Genomic DNA, 12,094 nt, shown 5'->3' on the forward strand with positions numbered 1-12,094 from the left:
GCGACGGCACGGCCCGCCGGGACCTTTCCGACATCTCCCAGCGATCGGAGCCAGACATGTCCGATATAATCACCCTCACCATAAATGGCACGGTGCAGGAGGTCACGCTCGACGATCCGCGCGTCACCCTGCTCGACCTGCTGCGCGAGCGGCTGCATCTGACCGGCACCAAGAAGGGCTGCGACCGCGGCCAGTGCGGCGCCTGCACCATCCTCGTCGACGGCCGCCGGATCAATTCCTGCCTCGCCCTGGCGCTGAGCCATGACGGCGCCGAGATCACCACGATCGAGGGCCTGTCGCAGGGCGACGCGCTGCACCCGGTCCAGGCCGCCTTCATCGCCCATGACGGGATGCAATGCGGCTACTGCACCCCGGGCCAGATCATGAGCGCCGTCGGCCTGATCGCCGAGGGCCAGGCCGGCACCGATCCCGAGCGCATCCGCGAGGGCATGAGCGGCAACCTGTGCCGCTGCGCCGCCTATGCCGGCATCACCCGGGCGGTGCTGGCAGCGAGCGAGGACGCGGCCGAGGGCGAAAGGAAACAGGCATGAAACGCTTCGACTATCTCCGCCCCGCGAGCCTGGAGGAGGCGCTGGCCGAGGGCGCGAGGCCCGGCAGCGCCTATCTTGCCGGCGGCACCAACCTGCTCGACCTGATGAAGACCGGCGCGGCCACGCCCGACCGGATCGTCGACATCTCGCGCCTGCCGGGGATCGACCGGATCGAATGGCAGGACGATGGCGGGCTGCGCATCGGCGCGCTGGTCCGCAATGCCGATCTGGCCCACGATCTCGACGTCGCCCGGACCTTCCCGGCGATGGCCGAGGCGCTGCTCTCCGGCGCCTCCGGCCAGCTGCGCAACGCGGCGACGGCGGGTGGCAACCTGATGCAGGAAACCCGCTGCCCGTTCTTCGCCGACCCGACAAGTTCCTGCAACCGGCGCGAGGCCGGCAGCGGCTGCGCCGCGCAGGGGCTGCACGGGCGCGGCTTCGCGGTGCTGGGGGCGTCCGAGCACTGCCTCGCCACCCACCCGTCGGATTTCTGCGTTCCCCTCGCCGCGCTCGACGCCACGGTCGAGATCGCGGGCGAAGACGGGAGCCGCCGCGTGCCGCTCGCGGATTTCCACGCCCTGCCCGGCGACAGGCCCGAGATCCGCACGGCGTTGCGGCAAGGCGAGATCGTCACCGCCCTGCATCTGCCGGCCACGGCCGCCGGGTTCCGCCACCACGCCCGTTACCTCAAGCTGCGCGACCGCACCTCCTATGCCTTCGCGCTGGTCTCGGCCGCCGCTATGCTGCGGATCGAGGACGGGGTGATCGCCGAGGCCCGGCTCGCCCTCGGCGGCGTCGCCGCCAAGCCATGGCGCGCCGAGGCGGCGGAAGCGGCCCTGCGCGGCGCCCGCCCCGGGGCCGATGCCTTCAGCAAGGCCGCCGAGGCGGCGCTGGAAGGCGCCCGGCCCGTCGGCGGCAACGGCTTCAAGATCGGCCTTGCCCAGCGGCTCGTGAGCCGCGCCCTGAGCCATGCCGCCCACGGCGCGCCCGACCGCGTGCCCGCCCTGCCCGGCTCTGTCCATGCCCACCTGGGAGACCACGCCCATGCCTGACGTCACCCCGCTTCCCGCCGCCCTGCCCCAGCGCATGGGCTCGAATGCCGGCCAGCCGCTGACCCGGCAGGACGGCCTCCTCAAGGTCACCGGCCGCGCCACCTATGCCGCCGACAACCATCCCGAGGGCCTGCTGCACGCCGTCTACGTCCCGGCCACCATCGCCCGCGGCCGCGTCACCCGGCTCGACGTCGCCGCGGCCAAGGCCCATCCCGGCGTCGTCGAGGTGCTGACCCCGGCCAACCGGCCGCCGCTGGCGCAGGATCCGGACGACAAGCCCAGCATGTTCTCGATCCGCGTCGAGGTGCTGACCCCGGCCAACCGGCCGCCGCTGGCGCAGGATCCGGACGACAAGCCCAGCATGTTCTCGATCCGCGTCGAGGTGCTGACCCCGGCCAACCGGCCGCCGCTGGCGCAGGATCCGGACGACAAGCCCAGCATGTTCTCGATCCGCGTCGAGGTGCTGCAGGACGATAGCGTGCGCTATGCCGGCCAGCCGATCGCGCTGGTCGTCGCCGAGACGCTCGAGGCGGCAAGCGAGGGCGCCCGTCTGCTGGCCCCGCGCTACGAGGCCGAGCCGCCGCGCACGGGCATCGAGCTGGAGCCCTACGAGATCGGCGGCGTCGGTTTCGGCATGCCGCCGAAGATCGAGAAGGGCGATGTCGCGGCCGGGCTGTCCGCCGCCGCGCAGCGGGTCGAGACCGTCTGCGACACCCCGGCGCAATATCACAACGCGATGGAGCCCCATGCCCTCGTCGCCCAGTGGGACGGCGACCGGCTGACGCTCGACATGCCCAACCAGGCGCCGGTGCTGGCCAGCGCCGGTTTCGCCAACTGGTTCGGCATCCCGGCGGAGAATGTGCTGATCCGCTGCCCCTTCCTCGGCGGCGGCTTCGGTTCCAAGGCGGTGATCAACGGCCCACAGATCCTGACGGCGCTGGCGGCACGGACGCTCGGACGGCCGGTGAAGCTGGCCCTGACCCGGCGCCAGATGTTCGGCCCGGTCGGCCATCGCGGCCAGACCCGGCAATGGCTCAAGCTCGGCCTCGACGGCACCGGCAAGCTGACGGCGCTGTCGCATCACACCCGCGCCGTCACCGCCAGCTTCGACGAGTTCATCGAGGGCGCCTCGGCGCCGTCGCGGATGACCTATGCCAGCCCGGCGATCTCGACCACGCATGACGGCGTGCGCAACGATGTCGGCATGCCCGGCGCGATGCGGGCCCCGGGCGAGGCCTCGGGCTCGGCCGCGCTCGAGGTGGCGATGGACATCGCCGCCGAGGCCGCCGACATGGACCCGCTCGACTTCCGGCTGGCGAATTATGCCGAGACCGACCCGATGTCCGGCCTGCCCTATTCCTCGAAGGCGCTGCGCGAATGCTATGCCGAGGGGGCGCGGGCCTTCGGCTGGGCCGGCCGGCCGCGCACCGCCCGCCAGATGCGCGACGATGCCGGCATGCTGGTCGGTTGGGGCATGGGTACCGCGACCTTCCCCTGCCCGATGTTCGCCGCCGAGGCCCGGGCCACGCTGCGCGCCGACGGCACCGCGCTGGTCGAGACCAGCCTGATCGACATGGGCCAGGGCGCCTGGACCGCCTTCGCCCAGATCGCGGCCGACGCCTTGGGGCTCGACGTCGCGCAGGTCGTGCTGCGCGGCGGCGCCTCGGACCTGCCCGACGCCGGCGTCGCCGGTGGCTCGGGGCATACAGCGACGGCGGGGCTGGCGATCGAGAACGCGGGCGGCGACACCATCCGGCAACTGGCCGAGATCGCCGCCGCCGACCCGAACTCGCCGCTGCACGGCACCGGCAACGAAGGGGTGGTCGCCCGGGGAGGCCGGCTCTATGCCGCCGGCGACGACAGCCGCAGCGAAAGCTATGCCGAGATCCTCGCCCGCGCCGGACGGGAGGCGCTCTCGGGCCAGGGCAAGGGCGGCCGCGACCCGGCGGCGGCACAGGCCCACGCGATGCAATCGCACGGCGCCGTCTTCGCCGAGGTCAAGGTCGACCCCGAACTGGGCCAGATCCGGGTCTCGCGCCTCGTCGGCGCCTTCGCGGCCGGACGGATCATCAACCCGCGCATGGCCGAGAGCCAGTTGCTCGGCGGCATGATCTGGGGGGCCTCCTTCGCGCTGCACGAAGGGGCCGAGACCGATCCGCGCAGCGGCCGCATCCTGAACGCGGATTTCGGCGAGTACCACGTACCGGTCAATGCCGACATCCCGTCGGCCAGGGTGCTGCTGATCCACGAGGACGACCCTCACGTGAACCCGCTCGGGGTCAAGGGCGTGGGCGAGATCGGCATCTCCGGCACCGCCGGCGCCATCGCCAACGCGATCTGGCACGCGACGGGCGTCCGGGTGCGGCGCTACCCGGTGCGGCTCGAGGAACTGGCGGGGCTTTCCTGAGCCCCGCACGCAGCGGCGCCACGCCGCTCGGCCGGAACCGGCGCCCGGTTCCGTTTCCGTCGCTGCGGCGGAACTTCCCCGAGGCCGGTTCGCGCCACGCCGGTCTCGACGGAAACGACGGCGGCCCTGCGGCATGACGAAGCGTGGGTCTGGTGCATCGCCGGGATCGGCGCGATAGTCCTGAGGGTCCGGGCCCGGCGGCGATTTGCTCCTGCCCGACAACAGCCATGCCCGGGCCCGCCGCAGACGACGTGCCTTCGATCCCGAACGCCCCACAGGGGGGGAAATGCCCATAGCCTTCCGGTCTTTGCGAACACTTGCCGCGGCCGCGGCGCTGGGGCTGGCCCTCGTGCCCTCGGTCATGGCGGCCGAGCCGTTGCGGATCGGGGTGCTCGACTATGCCGGCGAGGAGCATTCGCTCGCTCACTGGCAGGCGACCGCGGCCGCGCTCGACGCTGCCTTGCCGGCATATCGTTTCACCCTCGTGCCGCTCGATCTCGCCGGGCTGGAGCGTGAGCTGACGGCGGACCGGCTCGATTTCGTCATCACCAATCCCGGCGATTACGCGGTCCTCGAATTCCGCAACCACATCAGCCGCATCGCCACCGCCGATGAGGATACGCCCGTGGCCTCGACCCTCGTCACCACGGGCGGGATGAAGACGCTCGGCGACCTTGCCGGCAAGCGCCTTGCCGTGGTCTCGCCCGAGGCCTTCGGTGGCTTTCAGGCCATCTGGGCCGAGATGAACCGGGCCGATCCCGGGCTCAAGGATCGGGTCCGGCTGGTCATCACCGGCACGCCGATGCACCGTGCCGCCGAGGCGGTGCTGGACGGGCGCGCCGATGCGGCGGTGCTGCGCGCCTGCATGCTGGAAGGGCTGAAGGCGTCGGAGCCGGCGCGCTTCGCCACGCTCCACGCTTTCGCCCTGCGCCCCGAGAAGGCGCGCGGCTGCGCCGTCTCGAGCCCGGTCTACCCCGGCTGGCCCTTCGCCAAGGCGCGGGGAACCTCGCCCGCGCTGGCCAAGAAAGTGGCGATCGCGCTTCTCGGAATGCAGACCGGCAATTTCTGGACCGTGCCGCTGGACTACCAGCCCGTGCACGAGGTGATGCGCGAGCTCAGGATCGGCCCCTATGCCCGCACCGGTCCGGTCTCGATCTCGGAATTCGTCCACGATTACCGCGACTGGCTGGTCGCGCTGGCGATCGCGCTGGTGTTCTGGGCGCTCTATTCGGTGCGGATCGAGACATTGGTGCGGCGCCGGACCCAGGCGTTGAACGCCGCCAATGCCGGGCTCAAGCGCGAAATGGCCGACCGCTTGCGCGCCGAAGAGGCCGACCGGCTGCACCGGCGCGAATTGGAGCATGTCGCGCGGCTCTCGATCCTGGGCGAGATGGCCTCGTCGATCGCGCATGAGCTGAACCAGCCGCTCGCCGCCATTGCCGGCTATGCCCAGGGCAGCCTGCTGCGCCTGCGCGCGGGCAACTGCACGCCCGCCGACATGGAGCGTGCCTCGGAGGAGATCGCGCAGCAGGCCGAGCGCGCCGCGACCGTCATCAAGCGCATCCGCGCCTTCGTCCGCAAGCGCGAGAGCCAGCGGGCGGCAGTCGACATGGCGGCCCTGATGGAAGAGACGGCGGCGCTTTTCGAGGTGACCACCCACCGCGCCGGGGTCGCGGTCGAGATGCAGCTGGCCGAGGACCTGCCGCAGGTCTTTGCCGACCGGGTGCAGCTCCAGCAGGTGGTGCTGAACCTGGTGCAGAACGCGGTCGACGCGATGGCGCAGACCGCGCCCGAGGATCGGCGCATCGAGATCCGCGCCGCCGCCGAGACCGACCCGGCGCACGGCCCCGGCCTCTGCCTTTCGGTGCGCGATCACGGCCCCGGCCTCGCCCCCGAGGGCATGGCGCATTTCGCCGAAGCCTTCTATACGACGAAACCCGAGGGGATCGGCCTCGGCCTGTCGCTCTCGCGCTCGATCGTCGAGGCGCATGAGGGCTGGTTGCGGGCCGAGACCCCGGCTGACGGGGCGGGGTTGCTGGTCAAGGTCTGGCTACCGGTGAGGGAGGGCGCATGAGCGGCGACGAGGCGGTGATCCATGTGGTCGACGACGACCGCGCGGCGCGCGAGGGGCTGGGCTTCATGCTCGGTTCGCTCGGGCTCGAGGTCGCGCCCCATGGCTCGGCCGCCGATCTGCTGGCCAAGCTCGACGACAACCAGCGCGGCTGCATCCTCGCCGATATGCGGATGCCGGGGATGACCGGGCTGGAACTGCTCGACGAGCTGACGCGCCGCGGCTGCCCGCTGCCGGTCATCATGATCACCGGCCACGGCGACGTGCCGATGGCGGTGCGGGCGATCCAGGCCGGTGCGCTCGACTTCTTCGAGAAGCCGGTGAACGGCATGGCGCTGGTCGAGCGCATCCGCTCCGCGCTCGAACTATACGACCAGCGCCAGGCCGCGGCGGCGGGGCGCAACGCGCTGGCGGCGCGGCTTGCCTCCCTCACCCCGCGCGAGGCCGAGGTGGCGCGGGCGGTGCTGGCCGGCCGGCAGAACAAGCAGATCGCGGCCGAGCTGGGCATCAGCCTCAAGACGGTCGAGATCCACCGCCACAATGTGATGGACAAGATGGGCGCGACCGGCGCGGCCGATCTGGTGCGGATGCTGATCGAAGGGGGATGGGCGGAGGCCTAGCGGCCCGCCCCTAGGGCAAACCCCTAGTTCCCCCGGGTTTCCTCCGATTCCGCCGACGCGGCGACAGGCGTATCCCTCGGGCTGACCGACAAGGAAAGGAACAGCCCATGGACACGAACCGCCGTGGCTTTCTTGGCGCGATCGGCCGGGTGACCATCGGCGCCGCGGCCTCGATCGCCGGAACGGCAGAGGCCGCCGAGGCTGCCGCACCCGGCATCGCCACCGGGGGCCCCCGCAGCGCCGTCAAGACGAAGGACGGCCATACCGTGCATTGGGGCATGGTGGTCGATCTGCGCAAATGCATCGGCTGCCAGGCCTGCACCGTCGCATGCATCATGGAAAACGACGTGCCGGAGGATGCCTTCCGCACCCATGTGAGCGTCTACGAGGTGCTCAAGGACCGGCGCGACCCGGCGATGGTGATGCTGCCGCGCCTCTGCAACCATTGCGACAACCCGCCCTGCGTGCCGGTCTGCCCGGTCGAGGCCACCTTCAAGGCCGAGAACGGCGAGGTCCTGGTCGATGCCAGCCGCTGTGTCGGCTGTGCCTATTGCGTGCAGGCCTGCCCCTATGACGCGCGCTTCATCAACCACGAGACCCAGACCGCCGACAAATGCACCTTCTGCTACCACCGCACGCAGGAGGGCCTGTTGCCCGCCTGTGTCGAGACCTGCGTCGGCGGCGCGCGCAACTTCGGTGACCTGAACGACCCGCAAAGCGAGGTCGCGCGCCTGCTGCGGGAGAACGAGGTCTCGGTGTTGCGCCCCGAGATGCACACCAATCCGAACGTCTATTACATCGGGCTTGACGAGGCGCTTTCCGGCCGTGTCGCCGGCGAGGCCGCCTATCACCCGCCACTGACCACCGAAACCCATCACGAGGAGGGGCTGTGATGCAGATCCACGAACTCGTCGGAGCCGTGCACGAAGCAGCCTGGCTGCCCTGGGCGGTGCAATATTTCTTCCTGATCGCGATCTCGACCACGGCGCTGCTGATGTCGCTGCCCGCCTTCCTGCTGGGCCACGAGGGCGGATTGCCGCGGGCGCGCCTCGCGCTGATGGTGGCGGTGACCACCGGCATCACCGCGCCGATCGCGCTGCTGGCCGACCTGCACCAGCCGTTCCGTTTCTGGGAGTTCTACGCCTATACCCACCACACGTCCTGGATGGCCTGGGGGGCGTGGATCGTGCCGCTCTATGTCGGCGCGACGATCGCCTTCGCCTGGGCGCTGCACCGGCCCGCGCTGCACGCCATGGGACAGGAGAACTGGCGCTTCGCCTGGCTCTTCCGCTGGCTTTCGCTCGGCGGCGGGGCGAACGGATTCGCCCGCCCGCTCGGGCTGATCGCTGGCCTCGCGGCGCTGGGGATCCTCACCTACACGGGTATGGAGGTGATGATCGTCCGCGCCCGGCCGCTGTGGAACACCCCCCTGCTGCCGCTGCAATTCGCCGCCACCGGCTTTGTCGGCGCGCTGGGGGTGATGCTGGTTCTCGAACGCGTGCTGGCGCGCCAGGAGAAGCTCGAGCTGCGGCTCAACCTCGAACTCGCCGCGGCCCTTGGCGTCGTCGGCCTGCTCGGGATCGTCTGGTTCGGCCTCGCGCTCTCGGGCCTGTCGCCGGTCCATGCCCGGGCGCTGGCCTCGGTCGCGGGCTTCCCGGTCTGGCACCACATCGCGATCTGGGGCGGGCTTGCCATCGCCATACCCTTCCTCCTCGCGCTGCTGGTGCCGGTGGGCACGGGATGGCTGACCGGGCTCATCGCGATCCATGCCGCGTGGATGTTCCGCTGGACCGTGTTCATGGGCGGGCAGGCGGTGCCCAAGATCGGCTCGGGCCTCTATGACGCGCTGGTGCCGACGGGGATCGCCGGGCTGATGGGGGTGATCGGCACCTTCGGCCTCTGGCTCTTCCTGATCATCGCCTACACCACCTTCATGCCCTGGAGCGAGGCCGGCCCGCCTGGCGGTCCCCGCCGCGCCGCCCCCACCACGCCGCCCGCAACGCCGCCCGCAACGCCCTCGCGCGCCATCTGAGGAGAATTCCCATGTCCACCCGCCGCAACATCCTCAAGGGCGCCGTCGCGACCGGAGCATTGGCCACCTTCGGCGTGGGCTACGCCGGCACCGTGAAGAAGATCGCCAAGGGCAAATGGTCCGGCGAGGTGCCGCGCAACGCCCATGTCACCGGCAATTCCCTGCCCGCCGAATACAACGTCGATCCGCTGACCGGCGATGTGACGCCGAACCCCGACCAGGCGATGAGCTACACGATGTGCATCGGCTGCACCACGATGTGCGGCGTCCGCGTGCGTGTCGACAAGAAGGCGAACCGCGTGCTGCGCGTCACCGGCAACCCCTATTCGCCGATGTCGACCGATCCCTTCATCCCCTATGAAAGCTCGGTCGCCGAAAGCTTCGCGGCCATGGCGCAGGGAGGCAAGGGCAACGGGCTGACGAACCGTTCGACCGCCTGCGGCCGCGGCAACGCGGTGCTGCAGCAGGTCGACAACCCGCGCCGGGTACTGCGCCCGCTGAAACGGGTCGGGCCGCGCGGCTCGGGCAAGTGGCAGACGATCTCGTTCGAGCAATTGGTCGAGGAGGTGGTCGAGGGCGGTGACCTCTTCGGCGAGGGCCGCGTCGCCGGCCTGCGCGAGATCCGCGACCTCGAGACCCCGGCCGTTCCCGGCGCGCCCGAATTCGGGCCCCGCGCCAACCGGCTGGTGTGGATGAACTGCGTCGACGACGGCCGCGACAATTTCGCGCTGCGCTGGCTCAAGCAGAGCTACGGCTCGAACAACTTCACCCGCCACGGCAGCTATTGCGGCGGCGCCTACCGCTCGGGATCGGGCGCGATGTTCGGCGATTTCAAGAAGATGCCCCATGCCAAGCCGGATTTCCTGAACGCCGAGTTCATCATCTTCGCCGGCACCGCGCCCGGGAATGCGGGCAACCCGTTCAAGCGGGTCGGCACGCTCATCGCCAAGGCCCGGAGCGACGAGAAGCTGAGCTATGTCGTGGTCGACCCGATCCTCAACAATGCGCAGAACGGACCCTCGGGCGAACGCTCGAAATGGCTGCCGATCAAGCCCGCCACCGATGGCGCGATGGCGATGGCGATGATGCGCTGGATGTTCGAGAACGACCGCATCGACCACGCTTACCTGGCGCAGCCGAGCGCGGCTGCAGCCAAGGCGGCGGGCGAGGCGAACTGGTCGAACGCCACCCACCTGGTGATCGTCGAGCCCGATCACCCGCGCTACGGCCATTGCCTGCGCGGCTCGGACATCGGGCTGGAGAGCGCGGGCGAGGCCCATTCGGATGCCGACCCCTACATGGTCGCCTCCGATGCCGGCCCGGTGCCGGCGGCGGCCACGCCCGCGCCGCTCTTCTTCGACGGCATCGCCGAGACGGCGCAGGGGCCGGTCGCGGTGAAGACTGCGCTCACCCTGCTGCGCGAAGAGGCGATGCGCCAGACGATCGCGGACTATGCGGCCGTCTGCGGCATCCCCGAAGAGACCCTGATCGGGTTGGCGAAGGAGTTCACCAGCCACGGCCGCAAGGCCGCGGTCAACAGCCATGGCGGCATGATGGGCGGCTCGGGCTTCTACAATGCCTATGCGCTGGTGATGCTGAACACGCTGATCGGCAACCTGAACTGGAAGGGCGGCACGATGATCGCCGGGGGCTGGTTCCCCGACAACAAGGGCCCGGCCTACGATCTGGCCAAGTTCCCGGGCATGGTGAAGGCCAAGGGCCTGCCCTTCGGACGCAACGTGCCCTACGAGAAGACCACCGAGTTCAAGACCAAGAAGGCCGCCGGCAAGCCCTTCCCGGCCGATGGCCCGTGGTATCCGAACGCGCCGGGGCTCGCGACCGAATGGATGTCGTCGCTGGTCAACGGCTATCCCTACCGGGCCGAGGCGCTGATCTTCCGCAACACCAACCCGATCTACGGCGTGCCGGGCGTCGCCCATCTGGTCGACAAGATCAAGGACCCGAAGGTGGTGCCGCTGATCATCTCGATCGACCCCTTCATCAACGAGAGCTCGCAGATCGCCGACTACATCGTGCCGGATTCGGTGATGTACGAGACCTGGGGCTTCGCCAAGCCCTGGGGCGGGGTCTGGACCAAGGCGACCACCGCGCGCTGGCCGGTGATCGAGCCGAAGATGGAGAAGAACGCCGAGAGCGAGCGCGTCGGCATGGAGACCTTCCTGATCGCCACCGCCAAGAAGATGGGCCTGCCGGGGTTCGGCGACAGGGCGATCCCGGATGCCGACGGCAAGCTCCACCCGCTCAACCGGGCCGAGGATTTCTATATCCGCGGCGCGGCCAACGTGGCCATGCTGGGCACGCCGGTGTCGGACGCGACGGACGAGGACATCGCGCTCTCGAACGTGGCGCGGATCGCCGACGACCTGAAGGCGGTGCTGAAACCCGGGGAATGGCGCAAGGCGGCGACGATCTATGCCAAGGGCGGGCGCTACGAGAATATCGAGCGCGCCTATTCGGGCGACGAGGCGACGCATCAGTTCAGCCAGCCGATGCTGGTCTGGAACGAGGGGCTCGGCAGTTTCCGCCACGCCACCACCGGACGCCACCTGCCCGGCTGCCCGGCCTGGCGGGCGGCGGAGTTCGCGGATGGCACCAGGGTCAGCGACCATTACCCCGAGGCCGACTGGCCGGTGAAGATCACCAGCTTCAAGTCGCCGCTGCAGAATTCCTATTCGGTCGGCGCCAAGGCGCTCCTGCGCATCGCCGCCATCAATCCCGTGAATGTCGGGCTGGAGCTGGCCGCGAAACACGGCATCAAAAACGGCGACCGGGTGCGCCTGACCACCCCGGGCGGCACGCTGGAAAGCGTCGCCGTGGTGCGCGATGGCGTGGCACCGGACACGGTGGCGATCGAGCACGGCTTCGGTCACCGCGGCTTCGGCGCGCGCGCCATCACCATCGACGGCCAGACCTGGCCCGCCGACCCGCGCCTGGCCAGCGGCGTGCTGTTGAACGACCTCGGCATGATCGACCCGACACGCGGCAAGGCCGGGGTCTGGGTCGATCCCGTCTCGGGCACCGCAGTGCGCCAGGGGCTGCCGGCGCGTATCGAGCGGATCGGCTAGACATCGGCGCCCGTCGGGCGGCGGTTGCCGCCATGCCCGGGCGCCGTGCCGCCGGAAGGCGCCGGAGAGCCACGATCTCCGGTGCCGGCGGTCACCTCCGTCAAGCCGGCGTGATGTCCCGGAGGGCCGCAGCTCACCAGCAGGCGGTTTGCGTGCTTGCGCCGGGAGTGGGGCCCTCTCCCGCGTGCGATCCGGGCGAAGGTCTCGGCCATCGCGTGGCGGCGCGCGCTCTGCCATGCGCCCTGCCGCTTGACCGGCACGGCGCCGATCAGCCG

General features: G+C 70.5%; 8 protein-coding genes. All 8 read left to right on the plus strand.

The window, feature by feature from the left end; genetic code table 11:
- Positions 1–56: 56 nt before the first annotated feature.
- The 8 genes from ACFOES_RS10485 (at position 57) to ACFOES_RS10520 (ending at position 11,819) form a co-directional block, all read left to right on the plus strand.
- Complete coding sequence (locus tag ACFOES_RS10485) at positions 57–551, plus strand: (2Fe-2S)-binding protein (RefSeq protein WP_377833222.1); 495 nt, start codon at positions 57–59, stop codon at positions 549–551.
- Positions 548–1,603, plus strand: coding sequence for an FAD binding domain-containing protein (locus ACFOES_RS10490; protein ID WP_377833224.1), 1,056 nt, complete (start codon positions 548–550; stop codon positions 1,601–1,603). Before ACFOES_RS10485 ends, ACFOES_RS10490 begins: the two co-directional genes overlap by 4 nt.
- Positions 1,596–4,010: a xanthine dehydrogenase family protein molybdopterin-binding subunit gene (locus tag ACFOES_RS10495; RefSeq protein WP_377833225.1), complete on the plus strand. Its 2,415-nt coding sequence runs from the start codon at positions 1,596–1,598 to the stop codon at positions 4,008–4,010. The genes ACFOES_RS10490 and ACFOES_RS10495 overlap by 8 nt, the downstream gene beginning before the upstream one ends.
- Positions 4,011–4,317: 307 nt before the next feature.
- Entirely contained in the window at positions 4,318–6,084 is a 1,767-nt protein-coding gene (locus ACFOES_RS10500; protein WP_377833226.1) for a sensor histidine kinase, read from the plus strand.
- Complete coding sequence (locus ACFOES_RS10505; RefSeq protein WP_377833227.1) at positions 6,081–6,701, plus strand: response regulator transcription factor; 621 nt, start codon at positions 6,081–6,083, stop codon at positions 6,699–6,701. The genes ACFOES_RS10500 and ACFOES_RS10505 overlap by 4 nt, the downstream gene beginning before the upstream one ends.
- A 107-nt stretch (positions 6,702–6,808) precedes the next feature.
- The gene (dsrO, locus tag ACFOES_RS10510; protein ID WP_377833228.1) at positions 6,809–7,594 is read left to right on the plus strand and encodes a sulfate reduction electron transfer complex DsrMKJOP subunit DsrO; all 786 of its coding nucleotides are present in this window, start codon (positions 6,809–6,811) and stop codon (positions 7,592–7,594) included.
- On the plus strand, positions 7,594–8,733 hold the full coding sequence (gene nrfD, locus ACFOES_RS10515; RefSeq protein ID WP_377833229.1) for an NrfD/PsrC family molybdoenzyme membrane anchor subunit: 1,140 nt from the start codon (positions 7,594–7,596) through the stop codon (positions 8,731–8,733). Before dsrO ends, nrfD begins: the two co-directional genes overlap by 1 nt.
- 11 nt (positions 8,734–8,744) lie before the next feature.
- Positions 8,745–11,819 (plus strand): molybdopterin dinucleotide binding domain-containing protein, encoded by a 3,075-nt coding sequence (locus ACFOES_RS10520; protein WP_377833230.1) that lies wholly within the window; start codon positions 8,745–8,747, stop codon positions 11,817–11,819.
- The last annotated feature ends 275 nt before the right edge of the window (positions 11,820–12,094 follow it).

This window comes from Acidimangrovimonas pyrenivorans (assembly GCF_042643245.1).
In the GTDB taxonomy this organism is placed as follows: Bacteria; Pseudomonadota; Alphaproteobacteria; order Rhodobacterales; family Rhodobacteraceae; genus Acidimangrovimonas; species Acidimangrovimonas pyrenivorans.

Excerpts from the sequence above, each read along its gene's own strand:
- ACFOES_RS10485 (WP_377833222.1), top strand. The coding sequence starts at position 57 with ATGTCCGATATAATCACCCTCACCATAAATGGCACGGTGCAGGAGGTC.
- ACFOES_RS10490 (WP_377833224.1), top strand. The coding sequence starts at position 548 with ATGAAACGCTTCGACTATCTCCGCCCCGCGAGCCTGGAGGAGGCGCTG.
- ACFOES_RS10495 (WP_377833225.1), top strand. The coding sequence starts at position 1,596 with ATGCCTGACGTCACCCCGCTTCCCGCCGCCCTGCCCCAGCGCATGGGC.
- ACFOES_RS10505 (WP_377833227.1), top strand. The coding sequence starts at position 6,081 with ATGAGCGGCGACGAGGCGGTGATCCATGTGGTCGACGACGACCGCGCG.
- dsrO (WP_377833228.1), top strand. The coding sequence starts at position 6,809 with ATGGACACGAACCGCCGTGGCTTTCTTGGCGCGATCGGCCGGGTGACC.
- nrfD (WP_377833229.1), top strand. The coding sequence starts at position 7,594 with ATGCAGATCCACGAACTCGTCGGAGCCGTGCACGAAGCAGCCTGGCTG.
- ACFOES_RS10520 (WP_377833230.1), top strand. The coding sequence starts at position 8,745 with ATGTCCACCCGCCGCAACATCCTCAAGGGCGCCGTCGCGACCGGAGCA.